At 62.7% G+C, this 17,596-nt stretch carries 18 protein-coding genes and 1 tRNA gene; 15 read left to right on the top strand and 4 right to left on the bottom strand.

From position 1 onward, the window contains the following. The first annotated feature begins 4 nt into the window (after positions 1-4). Positions 5-913 (top strand): DUF4097 family beta strand repeat-containing protein, encoded by a 909-nt coding sequence (locus tag AC6IZO_RS02330; protein WP_497807604.1) that lies wholly within the window; start codon positions 5-7, stop codon positions 911-913. Positions 914-993: 80 nt separating this feature from the next. After that, entirely contained in the window at positions 994-1,794 is an 801-nt protein-coding gene (locus tag AC6IZO_RS02325; RefSeq protein WP_497807602.1) for an SAM hydrolase/SAM-dependent halogenase family protein, read from the top strand. A gap of 29 nt (positions 1,795-1,823) precedes the next feature. Here the strand turns inward: AC6IZO_RS02325 and AC6IZO_RS02320 are convergent, their stop codons facing one another. Further along, on the bottom strand, positions 1,824-2,090 hold the full coding sequence (locus tag AC6IZO_RS02320; RefSeq protein WP_497807600.1) for a hypothetical protein: 267 nt from the start codon (positions 2,088-2,090) through the stop codon (positions 1,824-1,826). 86 nt (positions 2,091-2,176) lie between these two features. Between AC6IZO_RS02320 and kdsA the strand changes: the two genes are divergently transcribed. The 3 genes from kdsA to AC6IZO_RS02305 are packed head-to-tail and all read left to right on the top strand — an operon-like array spanning position 2,177 to position 4,126. Beyond that, complete coding sequence (gene kdsA / locus AC6IZO_RS02315) at positions 2,177-2,986, top strand: 3-deoxy-8-phosphooctulonate synthase (RefSeq protein WP_497807598.1); 810 nt, start codon at positions 2,177-2,179, stop codon at positions 2,984-2,986. A gap of 9 nt (positions 2,987-2,995) precedes the next feature. Next, positions 2,996-3,610, top strand: coding sequence for a DUF1287 domain-containing protein (locus AC6IZO_RS02310; protein WP_497807596.1), 615 nt, complete (start codon positions 2,996-2,998; stop codon positions 3,608-3,610). Between the two features lie 33 nt (positions 3,611-3,643). Then, positions 3,644-4,126 (top strand): thioredoxin family protein, encoded by a 483-nt coding sequence (locus AC6IZO_RS02305; RefSeq protein ID WP_497807594.1) that lies wholly within the window; start codon positions 3,644-3,646, stop codon positions 4,124-4,126. Positions 4,127-4,194: 68 nt separating this feature from the next. On the opposite strand, the gene AC6IZO_RS02300 is transcribed toward AC6IZO_RS02305, so the two are convergent. Further along, positions 4,195-4,602, bottom strand: a complete 408-nt coding sequence (locus AC6IZO_RS02300) for a bacteriohemerythrin (protein WP_497807592.1) — start codon at positions 4,600-4,602, stop codon at positions 4,195-4,197. Positions 4,603-4,744: 142 nt separating this feature from the next. Between AC6IZO_RS02300 and AC6IZO_RS02295 the strand changes: the two genes are divergently transcribed. Continuing rightward, a complete protein-coding gene (locus tag AC6IZO_RS02295) occupies positions 4,745-5,731 on the top strand; it encodes a KpsF/GutQ family sugar-phosphate isomerase (protein ID WP_497807590.1) in 987 nt (328 codons plus the stop codon). Between the two features lie 183 nt (positions 5,732-5,914). Here AC6IZO_RS02295 and AC6IZO_RS02290 read toward each other — a convergent pair whose 3' ends face one another. Next, positions 5,915-6,391, bottom strand: a complete 477-nt coding sequence (locus tag AC6IZO_RS02290; protein WP_497807588.1) for an MGMT family protein — start codon at positions 6,389-6,391, stop codon at positions 5,915-5,917. Positions 6,392-6,530: 139 nt separating this feature from the next. Between AC6IZO_RS02290 and AC6IZO_RS02285 the strand changes: the two genes are divergently transcribed. The 6 genes from AC6IZO_RS02285 (at position 6,531) to AC6IZO_RS02260 (ending at position 14,077) form a co-directional block, all read left to right on the top strand. After that, positions 6,531-6,992, top strand: a complete 462-nt coding sequence (locus AC6IZO_RS02285) for a cyclic nucleotide-binding domain-containing protein (protein WP_497807586.1) — start codon at positions 6,531-6,533, stop codon at positions 6,990-6,992. 232 nt (positions 6,993-7,224) lie between these two features. Next, on the top strand, positions 7,225-9,009 hold the full coding sequence (locus AC6IZO_RS02280) for a proline--tRNA ligase (RefSeq protein ID WP_497807584.1): 1,785 nt from the start codon (positions 7,225-7,227) through the stop codon (positions 9,007-9,009). A gap of 82 nt (positions 9,010-9,091) precedes the next feature. After that, the gene (locus AC6IZO_RS02275) at positions 9,092-9,433 is read left to right on the top strand and encodes a hypothetical protein (RefSeq protein ID WP_497807582.1); all 342 of its coding nucleotides are present in this window, start codon (positions 9,092-9,094) and stop codon (positions 9,431-9,433) included. A 131-nt stretch (positions 9,434-9,564) separates the two neighbouring features. Then, positions 9,565-12,222: a PBP1A family penicillin-binding protein gene (locus AC6IZO_RS02270; RefSeq protein WP_497807580.1), complete on the top strand. Its 2,658-nt coding sequence runs from the start codon at positions 9,565-9,567 to the stop codon at positions 12,220-12,222. A 232-nt stretch (positions 12,223-12,454) separates the two neighbouring features. Beyond that, on the top strand, positions 12,455-13,273 hold the full coding sequence (locus AC6IZO_RS02265) for a tetratricopeptide repeat protein (protein WP_497807578.1): 819 nt from the start codon (positions 12,455-12,457) through the stop codon (positions 13,271-13,273). Positions 13,274-13,687: 414 nt separating this feature from the next. Then, a complete protein-coding gene (locus AC6IZO_RS02260) occupies positions 13,688-14,077 on the top strand; it encodes a hypothetical protein (protein ID WP_497807576.1) in 390 nt (129 codons plus the stop codon). Positions 14,078-14,161: 84 nt separating this feature from the next. Here AC6IZO_RS02260 and AC6IZO_RS02255 read toward each other — a convergent pair whose 3' ends face one another. Further along, a complete protein-coding gene (locus AC6IZO_RS02255) occupies positions 14,162-14,791 on the bottom strand; it encodes a KdsC family phosphatase (protein WP_497807574.1) in 630 nt (209 codons plus the stop codon). Between AC6IZO_RS02255 and AC6IZO_RS02250 the strand changes: the two genes are divergently transcribed. From AC6IZO_RS02250 to AC6IZO_RS02240, 3 genes are all read left to right on the top strand, one after another. Then, the gene (locus tag AC6IZO_RS02250; protein WP_497807572.1) at positions 14,790-16,079 is read left to right on the top strand and encodes a hypothetical protein; all 1,290 of its coding nucleotides are present in this window, start codon (positions 14,790-14,792) and stop codon (positions 16,077-16,079) included. The genes AC6IZO_RS02255 and AC6IZO_RS02250 overlap by 2 nt on opposite strands. A gap of 115 nt (positions 16,080-16,194) precedes the next feature. After that, positions 16,195-16,710, top strand: coding sequence for a L,D-transpeptidase family protein (locus tag AC6IZO_RS02245; RefSeq protein WP_497807570.1), 516 nt, complete (start codon positions 16,195-16,197; stop codon positions 16,708-16,710). Between the two features lie 357 nt (positions 16,711-17,067). Then, positions 17,068-17,143: transfer RNA gene (locus tag AC6IZO_RS02240), tRNA-Ala, on the top strand. Positions 17,144-17,596 lie beyond the last annotated feature (453 nt).

The following is a 17,596-nucleotide window of genomic DNA, read 5'->3' as shown; positions in this document are numbered from 1 at the left end:
ACCCATGCGCATTCGCATCCTGTTCGTTTTCGCCGTGGCCGCCATTCTGATGGCGGCCACCGGCTGCACCACCGCCAGCGGACACTTTGACAAGACGTTCACGGTCAGCGCCGGTTCGCAGGTCATCATCAACTGCCCCGTCGGCAGCACCATTGTGCGCAGCGGCGCGCCGGGCACGGTCAGCGTGGACGCTGACTTCCAGATCCGCTCACTCGGGCCGGGCCGCCTGGTCTCCAGCTGGGAGGAGAACCCGCCGGTAGCGCAGAGCGGCAACAGCGTCACCATTGGGACCAGGGCGGTGGAGCACAGCTCTCCGCTGCGCCGCATCACCCTCCATTACCGCATCGTGGTTCCCGCAGACGCGCAGGTGCGCTCAAACATCGGTGTGGGCGACGTGCACTTTGAAGGGCTGGAATCCCGCCTGCGCAGCAACAGCGGCGTGGGCAAGGTGTATCTCACGGACTTCAACGGCGATGCCGACATCAACAGCGGCGTGGGCGGAGTGACCGCCGAGCACTTCAGCGGCAAGCTCAAGGTCAACCTCGGCACCGGCAGCCTGACCGTGCACGCCACCGCCGACCGCGACGGCTCCATTGAGATGAACACCGGCACTGGCAATGTGGAGATCACCGGCCTGCGCGGCGGACTGCGCGTGCATACCGGAGCGGGCAACACCAGCGTGAGCGGCTCGCCGGTGCAGCCGTGGACCATAGAGACCGGCGCGGGCAACGTCACGCTGAACCCCGCGCAGAATGCGGCGTTCAACCTGCAGGCCAACAGCGGCACCGGCAACGTCACCGTACAGCGCACGCTGGAAGGAACGGTGCGGAAGGGCCATGTTGACGGCAGGATCAATGGCGGCGGCCCGCAGGTGCAGGTCAAAGCCGGTGCGGGTAACGTCACCGTCAACTAGCACACGGAGATTGCGACCATGTTGCGGCCTTGGGACGCGCGCCAATTGACTTGGCCGCGCGCATCGCTTAAGGTCGCAGCATGTCACAGCACGGCATTGTCACCTTCACAACCGACTTCGGGATCTACGACCATTTTGCCGGTACGATGCGCGGGGTGGTGTTGAACATCAACCCGCAGGCGCACCTGGTCGACATCTGCAATTCCGTACAGTCGTTTGACGTGCTGGACGCCACGCTGACCATCGCGCAGGCCTACAACTACTTTCCTTCAGACACCGTACATCTAGTGGTGGTGGACCCCGGCGTGGGAAGCCCGCGCCGTCCGCTGCTGGTCACCACATCGCGCCACTACTTTGTCGCGCCGGATAACGGCGTGCTCTCGCTGGTCTATGCGCGCGAGGAGCGCGTCAGCGTACGCCACATTACCGCCGAACATTTCTTTCTCCAGCCCGTCAGCCAGACCTTCCACGGCCGCGACGTCTTCGCGCCCATCGCAGCCTGGCTCAGCAAAGGTGTGGCACCCTCCAAGTTCGGCGAGGAAATCGACGACTACGTTCGCTTCCAGATTCCAACGCCGCATGTCGACGGCAACTCGATCAAGGGACTCATTCTGAAGGTCGACAAGTTCGGCAACCTGGTCACCAACCTGGACGCCACGACCGTACCGCAGCTCTACGGCGAAACCGCCCCGAGCTTCCGCCTCACCATCGGCCAGAGCGAGGTTGTCCATCTTCGCCATGCCTACGCGGAAGCCACCAACGGCGAGCTGTTCCTCATCCCCGGCAGCATGGGCTACATGGAGATCGCGACCAATCGCGGCTCGGCCTCGCACCTGGCGCAGGCGCGCCGCGGCGCGGAGTTCACGCTGACCTTCGCATAATTGCTGTAAGAGTAAGTATCGGTTGCTGCTTAAGGGTTGTGCGGCTTCAGGCGGGCGTAGTTGGCCATCTTGGACGTCCAGCGCAGAAAGCGGAGCATCTGCTTCCGCTCGCGCCACATCAGGCGCCAGAACTCGAAGAAGCCGATGGACTGCATCTTCACGCCCGTATAGGTCTCCATGCGCCAGCGCAGATAGGGGCTGCGCCACGGCGTAAAGTGGTGCCCGCGCGTGGAGTTCCACAGAAAGCGGATGATGTACCAGACGGAGAACTTTTCCACGCTCCTAGTGTATCGCACCGGCCTTCCCGGCCCCTTCGCAGCCGAAACTTGACACTGGAAACTTGCGACTTAAACCTTCCCTCTTGTTCTACAATCAGCTCTGCATGAGCGCACCTTACTCCGTACAGAACGTTTCCATCGGCGGTCCCGAGCTGTTCCTGATCGCCGGCCCCTGCGTGATTGAAAGCGAAGAGCACGCACTGAAGATGGCCACGGCCATCAGCGCCATCTGCCGCGAACTTGGCGTGCCCTATATCTTCAAGGCCAGCTTCGACAAGGCCAACCGCACCTCGCTGCGCAGCTTCCGCGGCCCCGGCCTCACCGAAGGCCTCCGCATTCTGCGCAAGGTGCGCGAAACGCTCGCGCTGCCCGTGCTCACGGACATCCACGACGCCTCGCAGGCTGCGCCCGTGGCCGAGTGCGTCGACGTGCTGCAGATTCCGGCCTTCCTCTGCCGCCAGACCGACCTGCTGGTGGCCGCCGCCAGGACCAGCTGCGCCGTCAACATCAAGAAGGGCCAGTTCGTTTCGCCGTGGGACATGCGCCACGCCGTGGCCAAGGTGCGTGAGAGCGGCAATGAGAAAGTTTCGCTGACGGAGCGCGGCGCCAGCTTCGGCTACAACAACCTGGTGGTGGACATGCGCTCGCTGCCGGTGATGCGCGAATTCGCTCCGGTTATCTTTGACGCCACGCACAGCGTGCAACTGCCCTCCACCGGCGAGCAGAGCGGTGGTCAGCCGCAGTTCATCCCCGTGCTTTCGCGCGCGGCGGTTGCCGCCGGCATCGACGGCATCTTCATGGAAGTTCACGACGACCCGGCGCACGCCAAGTCCGACGGTGCCAACGCACTGCCGCTCGACAAGCTGCGCGTTACGCTCGAACAACTGCTGCGCGTGCACAAGGCCGTGCAGTAAGCGCCGAAGATGCGCCGCCTCGTCACGCTCGCGCTGTTGCTGCTGACCTGCGTGGTGCTTGCTGCGCGTAGCGTTCCAAATTCTCAGGAAGAGTTCACGCAGCGCCTGGTGGCTGCCGCGGTTGCGCGTGCGCAAATGCATGTGCGCTATGACCCGGCCTACGTGCGCATTCCGTATCCGAATGGCGATGTACCGGCCTCCACCGGAGTATGCAGCGACGAGATTGTGCGTGTTTACCGCGCCGTCGGCATTGACCTGCAGAAGGAAGTGCACGAGGACATGATGGCGCACTTCAGCGCCTATCCCTCGCGGGCACGCTGGGGGCGCACCTCGCCCGACAGCAACATTGACCACCGGCGCGTGCCCAACCTGATGACGTTCTTCGCACGCCACGGCCAGAGCCTGCCCATCACGCATTCCGCCGCCGACTACCACCCTGGCGACATTGTGGCCTGGGACCTTGGCGGCGGCGTCACCCACATCGGCATGGTTGTGGACCATCGCTCGCTCTGGCTCGGCCGTTACAAGATTCTCCACAACATCGGTGCCGGGCCGAAGATCGAAGATGCGCTCTTTGACTGGAAGATCATTGGCCATTACCGCTACTACGGCCCGCATCGCTAGGCAAACAGCGGCCGAATCCGGCTATAATCGTGCATGGGCAAACTGATCACTTCCACGCTGTTCGCGGTTCTGCTGGCCCTCTCTGCGTGCACGCAGGCGCAGACGAAGATTCCGGTGGACCCCAACCTCTATCCGGCCAACGCCGACGCGCACAAGGAACTCTCCGAGGCCCTGCACAAGGCCACGGCGGAACACAAGCGCGTCATCCTGATGTTCGGCTTCCAGCGCTGTCCGGATTGTCATGTGCTGAATTACCACCTGCATCAGCCGCCGGCTGCCGCCGTGTTGGCCGCCAACTACTACCTGCTGCACGTGGATGTGGGGCACTACGACAAGAACCTTGATCTGGTGGAAAAGTACGGAGTTCCACTGAACAAGGGCGTGCCCGCGCTGGTGGTGCTGGAAAGTGACGGCACTCTGCTCTATACGCAGAAGAATGGCGAATTCGAGGCCGCGCGCGGCATGGACCCGGCCCGCTTCGTCGAGTTCCTGGAAAAGTGGAAGCCTGCAAGATAGGCGCGCTTCCCCTGGAGCAACAAGGCCGCGGCGATCCGCGGCCTTTCCTTTTTTCCAGCCTTGGCGGCTTACACGTAGCCCTTCGCGTTCACGTGCGAGGTGTACTGCTTGTCCGTCTGCTTGATGTGGTTGGCCAGCCAGTCCTTGAGGAATTGCAGCACCTGCACGCTGTTGGCGTTGCCCTTGGTGCGCACGTCGTTCATAAATTTCTGCACGTTCTGCTCAAAGCCGCGGTGCTGCTGCTGGTGCGCGGAGAGTGACGGGTAGCCGCTGGCGCGCAGCATCTCTTCTTCCTCGCGGAAGTGGCGCTGCGTGTAGGACAACAGTTCCTTCACAGTGCTCTCCATCACCTTCTTGCTCTGGCCGTCGCGCATGGCCTCAAACAGCCGGTTGATAATGTCGAACAGCGACCGGTGCTGGTCGTCCACCTTCTTCACGTTCACGCTGTAGCTGGCGTCCCAGGTAACAAGTGGCATGGCATCTCCTTCGCACGCTCTCGCAATCTGAGTATCGGCAAGGCTTTGGCGAACTTGAGCGGCACGCCCGGCTGGTCCAACCGGCTTTCCCCGGACGCAAACCCCGCGCACTCTGCTACCATTGCGCTGGAAAGCATTTGTCATGTCCAACACGGCTGCCAACGTAGTACGCATTGAAGCCGAGGCCTTGCAGCGGCTCGCTGCAAGGCTCTCCGGCGAAATGGCCGCGGAGTTCAACCGCGCACTCGATCTCCTTTTCCATTGCGATGGACGCGTCGTCGTCACCGGCATGGGCAAGAGCGGCATCATCGGACGCAAAATTGCCGCCACCCTCAGCTCCACCGGCACGCCCGCTCTCTATCTGCACCCGGCGGAAGCGCTGCACGGCGACCTCGGCATGGTGGCCCGTGGCGACGTGGTGCTGGCCTTGAGCGCCAGCGGCGAGACGCACGAGCTGCTCGATCTGCTACCGACCATCAAGCGTCTTGGTGTGCCGTTGATCTCCATGACCGGTGACCAACTCTTCCCGCCCAACGGACACATCTCCTCGCTGGCTTCGCTGGCGGACATTGCGCTCGACTGCTCCATTGCGAAAGAGGCGTGTTCACTCGGCCTGGCGCCCACGGCCTCGACGACCACCATGCTCGCTCTCGGCGACGCGCTGGCGGTTGCGCTCAGCGAGCGACGCGGCTTCCGCGAAGAGGACTTCGCGAACCTGCATCCGGGCGGCAAGCTGGGCAAAAAGCTTTCGCGCGTCAGCACGCTCATGCACTCAGGCGATGCGGTGCCGCGCGTTACGCCCACCACGCCCATGTCGGGCGTGATCTACGAAATGTCAAGCAAAGGGCTGGGCATCACGACCGTGGCCGAGGGCGACACGCTCGTCGGCGTCATCAGCGACGGAGACCTGCGCCGACTGCTCGAAAAACGCGGCAAAAACGTGCTCGACCTTACGGCCGGTGATTGCATGTCGCCGAACCCGCGCACCATCGCGCCCACGGCCTTTGCCGCGCAGGCGCTTGACCTGATGGAGCAGAAGAAGATCACTTCGCTCATCGTCGTCAGCGAGGGCAACAAACTGGAAGGCGTGGTGCACCTGCACGACCTGTGGGGCACGGAGCTGGTGTAGCGCAACGAAGTGTGAGATTACAAAGCCCCGGGCCTTCGCTCGGGGCTTTGCTTTTGCAACGCGAGGCCTTCTTGCGAGCAAGAGGAAAACTCGGCAAATCGATTTCATGTGAATTGCAACGAGAACGCGGGTGCCCCAGGTTCGGCGCACAGCGCCTAACCTGGGATGCAATGATCCTTCCCTCTACAGCGAATGGCTCCCCCGGCGCTTCTCCAGACGCGGCGGCATATCGAAGTCGCTCTTCTTCGCGCGTGAAGCGCTGACTCGCTTCTTCCCTTTCGTCGGCTTCTTCGCTGCGGCCTTCTTCGCCTTTGACGCCTTCCCGCCACCTTCCCGTCCTGAGAAGAAACTGTGCTGATAGGCTTTCATGTTCACGTGCAGGCCGATAAACTGCACGCCCTCCTGCTCCAGCCGCATGCGCTGCTCAAAGCCAGACTCTCCGCCGAGCAGGATGCGCCCGCCCGCGCCGACGATGCGCTGCCACGGCAACTCCTGCCCATGCGCGTGCAGCGCCCACGCCACCTGCCGCGCCGCCCCGGGGAAGCCCGCCGCATAAGCAATGTCTCCATAGGTGGCAACCTTGCCGCGCGGCACGCGCCGGATGGTGCGCCAGAAGGCCTTGAACATGCCGGTGTTCACCGTTTCATTCTTCTCTGCCATGGCGTCGATTGTCGCCGACGTTTCCCCAGCGCACAAGTCATCTCCCCTTCGTAAGGTTCCACGGCGGCGCAGGCCCGCGATAGACTATGCGTGTTCCTGAAAATTCCCGATTGGACAGCACACGAGCTTGGAATCGTTGATGAAGTACAGGTTTGACGGTGGAATGGGACAGCAGGCTCTGCTGTCGGCGCTCAAGCAGCAGAAGCTCATCGCGGGCAATGCCGCTCTGGCGAAGGAAGTCGCCGCCATCGGCGAGGTGCAGGAGCTTGCCACCGGAACGGTCATCATTCAACAGGGCAATCAGGACAGCGATATCTTCCTAATCCTGGAAGGCTCGCTCGATATTGTTGTGGACAACAAAGTTGTAGCCAACCGTGCTCGCCATGACCATGTGGGCGAACGGGTGGCAATCCAGCCGACGAGCAAGCGCTCGGCGACCGTGGTTGCACGCGAGCCCTCCACGGTTCTCAAGCTCTCCGAGCCGCAGTTCCGCGAGCTGAGTTCCAAGCATCCTCAGATGCTTCTCTACATCGCCCGCGAATTCGCTGCCCGGCTGGAGCAGCGCAACGCCCGCGTCAATGACCTGTTCGGAATGGTATAGAAAACGTCCCTGCTGCAAACTCACCGAATGGTTTCCATTCCGCCGCCGCATTCTTTAGAATGAAGTGTTAGATCAGTTCCCCGTAGGGTATGTACCGTGCAGCAGCCGCACGCCTGATGCGGCCGTGATCGCGCAGGATACACCGCTTGGGAACTGCTCTGGCAGCAACCGACCGCCTGCGGACGCCGGAACCAGTTGCGTCCCAAACGGCACTCCAAACGCAAAGGTCATCATGCATCGCTGGTCGCAACTGTTCATTCCCACCCTTCGAGAGGCCCCGGCAGACGCCGAAGTGGCCAGCCACAAGTATCTGGTTCGCGCCGGGTACGTCCGTCAGCTTGCCGCCGGAATCTACTCGTACCTGTTTCTGGCGCAGCGCTCCATCCTCAAGATCACCGGCATCGTCCGCGAGGAGATGGACACCATTGCGCAGGAGTTCTACCTGCCCGCGCTGAATCCGCGCGAAGTGTGGGAAGCCAGCGGCCGCTGGACGGTCATGGGCGACAACATGTTCCGCCTGAAGGACCGCAAGGGCGCCGACCTGTGCCTGGGCATGACGCACGAAGAGATCATGACCGAGATTGCGCGCAAGGAGCTGCGCAGCTACAAGCAGCTTCCACAGATCTGGTACCAGATTCAGACCAAGTTCCGCGATGAACCGCGCCCCAAGAGCGGACTGCTGCGCGTGCGCCAGTTCACCATGAAGGATGCCTACTCGTTCGATATCGACAAGGCGGGGCTGGACAAGAGCTTTGACCTGCACGACGGCGTTTATCGCAAGATCTTTTCGCGCTGCGGCCTGAACTTTGTGGCCGTGGAGGCGCACTCCGGCTCCATGGGCGGCAGTGAGTCGCGCGAGTTCATGGTCTATACCGACGCGGGTGAAGATCTGGTCGCAAGCTGCGCCAAGTGCGGCTATGCGGCCAACCTGGAGAAGGCCACCAGCAAGCTCGCCCCCGTGGCGGAGCAGCCGGCCAACGCCAGCGGCGCGCGTGAAAAAGTTCTGACGCCCGGCACCAAGACCATCGATGAGGTATCGGCCTTCCTGAAGGTGCCGGTTGAAAACAACATGAAGTCGCTGGCCTTCATGCTGACCGATGGCGAAGATGCCAAGGGCCAGCCGGTTCTCCGCCCACTGCTGGTGCTGATGCGCGGCAATGACCAGATGAACGAAGCCAAGCTCGGCTCGGCCGTCGGCGGACGCGAATTCCGACCCATGGCCGAAGACGAGATCAAGCTCTACTTTGGTTCGCCCGCTGGCTACCTTGGCCCGGTCGGCCTGCCCCGCGTGGAAGTGAAGGGCGACAAGTACGTGGGCGACGGCAAGGCGTTCGTCATCGTGCTGGATACCGCTCTGCAGGGCCGCAAGAACCTTGTGGGCGGCGCCAACGAGGAGAACCACCACTTCACCGGCCTGAACCAGGGCACGGACTTCGAGGTCACCACGGTGGCCGATGTGCGCAGCGTGCAGGAGGGCGAAGGCTGCCCGCACTGCGGCGAGCCGCTCAAACTGGGCAAGACGGTCGAAATCGGCCACATCTTCAAGCTCGGCTATAAGTACTCGGAGAAGATGGGCGCGCGCATTCTCGACAAGGACGGCAAGGAAGTCACGCCGATCATGGGCAGCTACGGCATCGGCATCGAGCGCATCCTGACCTCGGTCATCGAGCAGAATCACGATGACATGGGCTTCTGGCTGACGCCCTCGATCGCGCCCTTCCACGTGGTGGTGGTCCCGACCAACGTGAAGGACGCGGCGTTGAGCGAAGCCGCCGACAAAATCGCAAAAGAGTTGGAAGCCGCCGGCTACGACGTGCTGCTCGACGACCGCGACGAACGACCGGGCGTCAAGTTCAAGGACGCCGACCTCGTGGGCATTCCGTTCCGCGTCAACATCGGCAAGAAGCTGGCCGAAGGCAAGGTCGAACTCGTCACCCGCGCCACGCGCGAGAGTGCCGAAGTCGCCGTTGCCGATGTACTTGCCGAACTGAAAAAGCAGTACGATCCGCGCGCCTGATTACCACTTTCCGGTCGGCGCGTATCACCAAAGTCACCTTGGAACCAAGGCCCACTCTGCGCTAGAGTGGGCCTTGTCATCTATGCGTGCGATTCGTTCCATCCTCGGCATTCTGATCATTCTGGCGGCATTCATCTCCGTCTGGCGCATCGTGCCTCCCATCTGGGCCAACTACAAATTCAACGCCTGGATGGTGGACCGCGCTCGCACAGCCACCTACGACAAGGCCACCACGCAGCAGTTGCAGGATGAGGCTCTGGCCAAGGTGGAAGAGCTGGGCCTGCCGCTCGGACGCGATGACATGGATATTGTGCGCACCGGCGCCGGCTGCACCATGCGTGCCCAGTACCAGGTCACCGTGGACTTGTGGGTCTACCAACTGCCCTTGAAGTTTCAGGCTGGAACCGCCAACAACCATCTCTAACCATCTGAAAACACTGTTGCTCAGCACGGCACACCCTATGGCGCTGGCGCAAGCTACGCTAACCAAGAGGCGATTGGCGTGTCATACTATTTGTGCACCCAAGCTCTGGGCAGCATCTCAGCGGAATCGACGTGGCAATCAAGGTTAAATTTCCGAACTCTTCGCGTGCCGGCGGCAGCTGGCAGTGGACTCCCTTTACGAAGGCCGCCGCAGCCGTAGCTGCCATTCTTGGCTTTGCGGTATTCGCCTTCTTTGCCTATACCTACGTCAAATACGACCGCATCATCAGCGACCGCATGAGCGGCAAGATCTTCACCACCTCGGCGAAGATCTATGCCCGCCCGGATCTGGTGCGCCCCGGTGACCAGCGCACAGCCGACCAGGTTGCTGTGGAGTTGCGTCGCGCCGGGTACGTCGAGAGCGGCATTGATTCGCCGCTGGGCACCTTTCGCTTGACGGGGAGCAGCATCGAGATCCACCCCGGCCCTGAGTCGTTCCACAGCTCCGACCCGGCCACCATACGTTTCTCCGGCGGCCAGGTGGAAAGCATCACCGGCTCCGGCGGCTCGGGCCTGGACGGCTACGAGCTGGAGCCTGAGTTGGTGACTGCCCTGTTCGAGGGCGAGCAGCGCACCAAGCGCCAACTCGTGCGCTTCAATGAGATTCCGAAGAACATGGTGGACGCCGTGCTCGCCATCGAGGACCGGCAGTTCTTCGAGCACTCGGGCGTCAACTGGCTCAGCCTCATCAAAGTTTCCGTGCAGGACGTCCTGCACATGGGACGCCGCCGTGGCGCCTCCACCATCACCATGCAGGTCTCGCGCGGCTTCTTCCTTACCCCGGAAGTGAGCTTGAAGCGCAAGGCCACAGAGGTGATGATCGCACTGCAACTGGAACACAAGTTCAACAAGCAGCAGATCTTCGAGCTGTACGCCAACCAGGAATACATGGGCCAGCGCGGCTCGTACTCCATCAATGGCTTTGGCGAAGCTGCGCGCGCGTATTTCGGCAAGGACATTCGCGACCTGACGCTGCCTGAGAGCGCCATGCTCGCTGGGCTGATCCAGTCGCCCAACAACCTCTGGAACCCGTACAAGCGCCCCGAGCGCGCCATTGAGCGCCGCAATCTGGTGCTGGATTCGATGGTCGAAACCGGCGCCATCACCAAGGAAGATTGCGACCGCGCCAAGGCCGCGCCGCTCAAGCTGGCTCCGCTCAACGTGGAGGCCAGCGACGCTCCCTACTTTGTCGACCAGGTGAAGGAACAGCTCAGCGACAAGTACAAGGAGCAGGACCTCAACGAGAATTCCTACCGCATCTACACCACGCTCGACCCGCAGTTGCAACGCGCCGCGGCCGAAGCCGTCGATATCGGCATCAAGAGTGTGGACGAGCAGGTGAAGCAGCAGCGCACGCACAAGAGCAAGACTGGCACCGGCAAGAACGCCACCACGCAGACCACGGTCGACAACGGCCCGATTCCGCAGGTGGCGCTGATCGCGCTCGATCCGCACACCGGCGACGTGCTCGCCATGGTCGGCGGACGCAACTACGGCTTCAGCCAGCTGAACCACGCCATGGCCAAGCGGCCCACCGGATCCATCTTCAAGCCGTTCGTCTACGCTGCTGCCATGCGCACCGGCCTGGGCGAAGGCGTGCCCGATACCGCCGGGGACAACCCCGACGCGCCTCCCGTGCCCACCGGCCGCTACTTCACTCCGGTCAGCATGATTGACGACTCGCCGACCACGTTCAGCTACGACAACCAGATCTACGAGCCGCGCAACTACAAGAACGAATATTTCGGGCAGGTAACGGCACGCTTCGCGCTCATGAAGTCGCTGAACAATGCGACTGTGCGACTGGCCGAGATGGTGGGCTACAACCGCGTGGCCGACCTCGCACGCTCCGCCGGCATCACCAGCGTGAAGGCCACGCCCGCTATGGCGCTTGGCTCCTATGACGCCAGCCCGCTGGAAATGGCCGGGGCCTACACGGTCTTCGCCAACTCCGGCACGCACCTGGACCCGATGATGGTGCACTCGGTGCGCACCGCCAGTGGCGACATTGTGGAGGACTTCCACAACAACTCGCGGCAGGTGCTGGACGCCCGCGTGGCCTATGTGATGACCACCATGATGCAATCGGTCATCAATAATGGCACCGGCTCGGTGGTTCGCGCCCGCGGCTTTGGCGCCCCGGCAGCCGGCAAAACCGGCACCAGCCACGACGCGTGGTTTGCCGGCTACACCAGCAACCTGCTGTGCATCGTCTGGGTTGGCTACGACGATTACAGCGACCTCAAGCTCTCCGGCAGTTCCACTGCCGCGCCCATCTGGGCCGAATTCATGAAGCGCGCCGTCACGCTGCCGCAGTATCGCCGCGCCGGTGGCTTCAGCGCGCCCACCGGCGTCATTGAGCTTTCGCTCGACAAGAACACCAACCTGATCTCCAACGACTCCTGCCCGGAGGCATACAACATCGCCTTCATCTCCGGCACCGAGCCGCGCGACACCTGCGACCATGCCGACCAGCGCAACATCTTCCAAAAGGTGTTGGGACTGGGACAGGCTCCGCCAACAAGTGAGCCGCAGCCGATGACGGACTCCGCGACGGGTAATGCGCCTGCCAACACGCCAGGCACGCCTACGCGGCGCGTTGTACCGCGTCCGCCGGCCACGCAGAATAGTCGCCAGCAGCATCCGGCCCCGGCTCCCAAGCCTGCCCAGCCCGAGCAGAAGAAGAGCCTCTGGGACAAGGTCTGGGGGTCGATCACGGGCAAGAAATGATCGGCGGGAAGGGGCCTCCAGGCTTCTTCCCCCGCAATACCAAGGCCCCGCGCAGATGCACTCTGCCGGGGCCTTTTGTTTGCGCTCAATCCTGTTCAATTTGCCGACACCGTCCGGCTCTATATGCCACCTGAAAACAGTGCGAACCATTCTCTGCTTTACACGTATCACCGCCTGAGGCAGAATGCCCCCGTTGGCGTTCGCCCTCTGCTTCCGGGCAGAAGGAGGGTTTATGCAGCGCACACTGTTCACGGTGGCTTGCTGCCTGCTGTTCGTCACCGTCGCACTCAGCCAGACGGAACCGGCCACGCATCCCCCAGCCGCACCCGCGGACGGCCAGACGCTGAGTCTTGCACCGCCCACTCCCGACCTCGCGGCCCTTCCCCCCGACCAACTGGAAGACCGTGGCGACCTGCTGCGCGCGCGCAAGGAATTTCTGGATGCGCTCGACGCCTATCAGATGGCCCTCAAGAAGCAGCCCACTGCCAGCCGCTACAACAAGCTGGCCATGATCTATATCCTGATGGGCCGCCCTTCCGAGGCACGCAAACCACTGGGGCGCGCCTTGAAGCTGGACCCAGCGTACGCCGATGCCCGCAATAATCTCGCTGTCGTGGATTACATGCTCAAGCGCTATGGCTCGGCGGTAAAGAACTTCCGCAAGGCCATTGAGCTGCGGCCCGGCAGCGCCAGCTTCCACGCCTCGCTCGGCACCGTCTACATGGATCGCAAGGAGTACGACCACGCCATGGCCGAGTACCGCACCGCGCTGCAGCTTGACCCGGACGTGTTTGAGCAGAATTCGCGTTTTGGCATCTCTGGGCGTTTGAGCACCCCGGCCGACCGCGCCCGGTATGACTTCGAGATGGCGCGCCTTTTTGCCTCATCGGGCGACGCCGACCGCGCCTTGCGCTACCTGCGCCGCGCCCTGGAAGATGGCTATCCGGAGGTCGATAAGGTCTACAAGGACAAGAGCTTTGCAAAATTGCTGACGGACGAACGCTTTACCGACCTGATGAAGCAGCGGCCGGTGGCAATCCCTCAGAACTAAAGGCTTATTTCGGATCGAATCGTCTCGGATTTCATCCGAGTCATGCCGGGCCGATCTCGGATCCAGACCACAAAATCAGGAATTTACAGTCTGTGTGGGCTTTTTTTGTTGCAATGGCACAACTTTTGGGCATCATTGGAGTCTAAATATTCAGAGCCTCCTGAAGACGGACTCGTTGTTCAGGGGAAACGGTGACCCTCCGGCAGCCTCGCCGGAGGGCTTTTTTTGTTCCTGCGCCTCTTGTCGCGGGAACCGGGACTTTTCCATCGCCTTGGCTCCCCCTTCCCGTAAGTGTTCTTCCGGCAAGGGCTGTTCCCTCCCGCACTCACTGCGGTATCTTTGCCTGCCTTTCCCAATGACGGGATCGCCGCTTTTGCTCTACTATGAACACAGCATTTTCGCGAAGGTGGATTCATGAGCATCGGGAACAAGTTCAAGTCTGGAGTCGAGTACGCGGGTGCGCTGGCCGGTGAAGGCTGGAAGGGCGCGCGCAACGCCGGATCGGAAGCCCTGGGCGGCGAGACCGTGGGAACGGTGCTGGGCCGCTCGGCCAAGGCAAGCTGGGCCAGCGCGGTACTGGGCATGGGCCTGGGCGCGCTCGTCGGCTACCTGAGCAATCCCCGCAAGCCGAGCATCAGCCGCGTGGCGGCCACCGCCGTCATTGGCGGCACGGTTGGCTTCGCCGCCGGCGTCGCATGGGAAACCCGCGAACTCTCGGGCGGTATGGCCCGCGGCGCCATGCGCAACATCAGCCGCACGCGCGACGAGCGCTGGCTCTCCAAGAACCCCATCGATTTCGGGTAGACCAGGGACGCGCCATCAAATTCCGCATAACAAAAAGGACGGGCTTCGGCCCGTCCTTCTGCATTTCTGAAGCCTGCTTTCGTGCTACTGCAGCTTCTCTTCGGCGGGCGTACGCTCGCCCAGGTAAGCCTCAATGCACGTTTCCAACTGATCCTGCGCGCGCAGAATATATTCGACTGCATCGCGCACGGCGCCTTTGCCGCCTGGCTGCTCGGTCACATAGTGGGCCATGCGCTTCACTTCCTGCCGCGCGTTCGCCGTGGCTATGGCCAGCCCGCAGATGCGCATCGCCGGAAGGTCGATAATGTCGTCGCCAACGTAGGCCGCCTGCTCCTCGGTCAACCCCTCCTTGGCCAAGATTTCGCGCAGTGCGGTACGCTTGTCGGCAATGCCCTGGTAGACGTGCTCAATTCGCAGGTCGCGGGCGCGCAAACGGACGGTCTCTGAGATACGCTTGGTAATGATGGCCATTTTCAATCCGCCGAGCCGGGCCAGCGAAATCGCCGTGCCGTCGTGCGCATGGAAGCCCTTGGCCTCCAGCATGGTGTCGCTGGAGATGGCGTAGCCGCCCTTGTCGGCAAACTGGCGCGCGCCCTCGGCAACCGCCGTGGACGAAGCCCCCGGCGCGGGAAACAGGAAGATGGTGCCGTCGGTCATCACGCCATCGACATCGAGCACCAGCAGCTTTATCTTTGCAGCACGAGGCATTGACATGCAGCAATTTTACCAACTTCGGCGCGGATTCATCCTGGCACTCACCGCTGTGCTTCTCTTCCCCGGCGCGGCCCTCGCCACCAGCCGCAAGAAAAAGGCCACAAGGGCTCCCGCCGAACCAGCGGTCTCCACCTCAGAGCCGCGCGAGGCGCTCCAGCAGGCGTATGAGCAGACGCGGCAGGCGGACGCGCTGCATCGCGTGCTGGTGCTCCAGCGCATGGTCTATTCGCCCGAGCGCATGCTGCCCGGCGCACGCAAGCGCGAGTGGGTGGAGGAGCTTTACCGGCTGGCGCCGCAGGTTCCCGCCGAACGCACCGACCTGCGCGCGCTGGCCGAAGGCACCGCCGCACAGGTGATGGTGAAGCTCGACCGCAATCGCGCACTGGAGATGCTCGACGGCATGTCCATGGGTGATCCGGCAGGTCCGGACCGCCGCGCACAGGCCGCCGGCATGGTGCTGCCGCAGGTGCTGCGAGACGAAGGCGTGGCTTCCATTCCAACGCTGCTGCAACACGCGCGCCGCGTGGGCGACCAGGGAACCTATCCCTACATAGCCATCCTCGCTCCCATTGCGCGCAGCTCCAGCCAGGCGCCGCAGATCTTCGACGAGGCCCTGCGCTACTTCCGTCGCGGCTCGGACAACCTCTACGGCATCTCGTCGTTCGTGCTGCTCTGCGACGCTTCGCGCCCGTATCTCGACGCCACGGTCATCACCGCTGCCGCCACCGAAGGCGGAAAGCAGTTGCGCCGCTGGGTGGAGGCCAACCCGCAACTGGTGGCCGACGACGGCATCCGCGAGCACGCCAAACTGCGCTCGCTGGCCAGCCGCGCCATGCACACCTTGCAGCGCATGGCGCCCAACGCCTACGTGGAACTCTCCGAGGCGCATCCCGAGCTGCTGCGAGATAACATCAAGCTGCCGCCCGCGCACCCCGCGCCCGACGCCGACATTGACCCGCAGGAGCTGGCCAACGCCGATGAAGCGCTCTCCACCGCCTCGCAGAAGCACGACGCACAGGCCGCGCGCAACGCCATCGAGGACGGCATCGCCGCCATCGACCGCCGCTTCAAACAACGCGCCTGCGGCGAATGCCTAGCTCCGGAGTACGCAGCGACGGTCTTTGTGCGCAACGCCACCAAGGCCTCTCCGCGCACCATCCGCACGCAACTCACCGGCATCAGCGATCCCTTCTACCGCGCCATGCTGCTGGTGACGGCTGCCAACACCATGAGCGAGCCTGGAGGCGGCCGCGCCGCCGCACGCAAACGCGCCCCACGCAGGAAGTAGAGTTCTTTCCGTGCCCCACTCCTGCCCGAAGTTGGCAGAAGTGGGATTCGCCCGGTAAACACACGGCCGTCGTGTTCCGCTTGAAACTTGCAATTGAAAACCAGAAACTCTCTTCATGCGCATTCGATGGTGGGCATTCTCTCCGGCGGTATTACTGGCAGCAGCCTTGTCGCCACTGGCGCAGGCCGCTCCCCTGCCGCGAGACGCCCGTGCCGACCGCATCGTCGTCTACAAGGCGAGGCATGAGTTGCAGCTCTGGGCGCACGGAGCACTGCTGAAAACCTACAAAGTCGCGCTCGGCCCCAAGCCTTCTGGCCACAAACGGCAGCAGGGCGACGGCCGCACGCCCGAGGGCGATTACATCATCGATAGCCGCAATCCGCGCAGCCAGTACCACCTGTCGCTGCACATCAGCTACCCGAACGCCGAGGATCGCCGCCGCGCCCAGGCCGCGCACGTCTCGCCTGGAGGCGCGATCATGATCCACGGGCTGCCAAAGGACTATGCGTGGGTCGGCGCCGGACACCGGCTGCATGACTGGACGCTCGGCTGCATTGCCGTCACCAACGAGGAGATTGAGGAGATCTGGCGCGCCGTACCTGACGGCACGCCGATTCGCATAGAACCGTAGGCCCGTCCTGCATCCCCGGTGCAGCCGCAGTTGGCGGATGTGGGATGCGCCCGGCATTGCTTCCCTGTCTGCGGAAGGAATCTGTGCGTGACGGGCGCATACAAAGCTCGTCGGCGCCGCCGGCTTCAACTGACGCGCCACTACCGTTTACTTGAAGCTCGCCACGCCTTGCAGCCGTCGTTGCTCTGCGCCTCGCACTTTCTGCGATGCCACCGCCAATCGCTTGCTTGTCACCGCCCGCTCTCTGCCGACCACAGCGGGGAGGAGACGGGTAATCCACAGGCGGGGATTTGACTCCAACGGCGTCTCTGGGTGAAAATAACAAAGTCGCGGGTGACCGCGACGCCAACCAAGAGTGGGCCTGTGGCGCAGCTGGGAGCGCGCTTCCATGGCATGGAAGAGGTCGTCGGTTCGATCCCGACCAGGTCCACCAAATTAATCCTTTAGGCCAACCTTTTAGAAATGTCACTTGGCATTCGCCCTGAACTCCACGGGCGCTGAGACATTTTCACCCCAGTCGGAACAAGTATTTTTTCGTCAGGGAATCGCCTCGCGTTACGGCGAAGTGAAGGCTCATGTGTAGATGGCGAGCGTCATGTGGTGGTGCCATGTCACGGGGGTTCTTGCGCCACTCTCACGTCCATGCCACTGTGCAGAAGTTCATCGCCAGCGAATGGCGAATCGCCTCTTGGCAAATGCTGCCCGGCACTGCAAGGTCTGGCCGGGAAACGTGTCAAGGGCAGACTACGCCGTGTGCAAGCGGGCGTTTGCAAGGATCATTCCTGCCTGTGCGTGCATCTAAAACCACAACCATAGTGCGCCGGAGTGTGGGCGGCGTTGCTGTCTCTCGTTTGAGGTCATTGCGTTACTCCAAGGTCTTCACGCT

Source organism: Oryzophilus luti (genome assembly GCF_059726245.1).
This window is presented reverse-complemented; position numbering and strand designations above follow the sequence as displayed.

What these genes read in the sequence shown, in the direction of transcription:
- kdsA (WP_497807598.1), top strand. Translation starts at nt 2,177, where the DNA reads ATGAGCGCACCTTACTCCGTACAGAACGTTTCCATCGGCGGTCCCGAG.
- AC6IZO_RS02290 (WP_497807588.1), bottom strand. Translation starts at nt 6,391, where the DNA reads ATGGCAGAGAAGAATGAAACGGTGAACACCGGCATGTTCAAGGCCTTC.
- AC6IZO_RS02285 (WP_497807586.1), top strand. Translation starts at nt 6,531, where the DNA reads ATGAAGTACAGGTTTGACGGTGGAATGGGACAGCAGGCTCTGCTGTCG.
- AC6IZO_RS02300 (WP_497807592.1), bottom strand. Translation starts at nt 4,602, where the DNA reads ATGCCACTTGTTACCTGGGACGCCAGCTACAGCGTGAACGTGAAGAAG.
- AC6IZO_RS02295 (WP_497807590.1), top strand. Translation starts at nt 4,745, where the DNA reads ATGTCCAACACGGCTGCCAACGTAGTACGCATTGAAGCCGAGGCCTTG.
- AC6IZO_RS02275 (WP_497807582.1), top strand. Translation starts at nt 9,092, where the DNA reads ATGCGTGCGATTCGTTCCATCCTCGGCATTCTGATCATTCTGGCGGCA.
- AC6IZO_RS02330 (WP_497807604.1), top strand. Translation starts at nt 5, where the DNA reads ATGCGCATTCGCATCCTGTTCGTTTTCGCCGTGGCCGCCATTCTGATG.
- AC6IZO_RS02280 (WP_497807584.1), top strand. Translation starts at nt 7,225, where the DNA reads ATGCATCGCTGGTCGCAACTGTTCATTCCCACCCTTCGAGAGGCCCCG.
- AC6IZO_RS02260 (WP_497807576.1), top strand. Translation starts at nt 13,688, where the DNA reads ATGAGCATCGGGAACAAGTTCAAGTCTGGAGTCGAGTACGCGGGTGCG.
- AC6IZO_RS02255 (WP_497807574.1), bottom strand. Translation starts at nt 14,791, where the DNA reads ATGTCAATGCCTCGTGCTGCAAAGATAAAGCTGCTGGTGCTCGATGTC.
- AC6IZO_RS02250 (WP_497807572.1), top strand. Translation starts at nt 14,790, where the DNA reads ATGCAGCAATTTTACCAACTTCGGCGCGGATTCATCCTGGCACTCACC.
- AC6IZO_RS02305 (WP_497807594.1), top strand. Translation starts at nt 3,644, where the DNA reads ATGGGCAAACTGATCACTTCCACGCTGTTCGCGGTTCTGCTGGCCCTC.
- AC6IZO_RS02325 (WP_497807602.1), top strand. Translation starts at nt 994, where the DNA reads ATGTCACAGCACGGCATTGTCACCTTCACAACCGACTTCGGGATCTAC.
- AC6IZO_RS02310 (WP_497807596.1), top strand. Translation starts at nt 2,996, where the DNA reads ATGCGCCGCCTCGTCACGCTCGCGCTGTTGCTGCTGACCTGCGTGGTG.
- AC6IZO_RS02245 (WP_497807570.1), top strand. Translation starts at nt 16,195, where the DNA reads ATGCGCATTCGATGGTGGGCATTCTCTCCGGCGGTATTACTGGCAGCA.
- AC6IZO_RS02265 (WP_497807578.1), top strand. Translation starts at nt 12,455, where the DNA reads ATGCAGCGCACACTGTTCACGGTGGCTTGCTGCCTGCTGTTCGTCACC.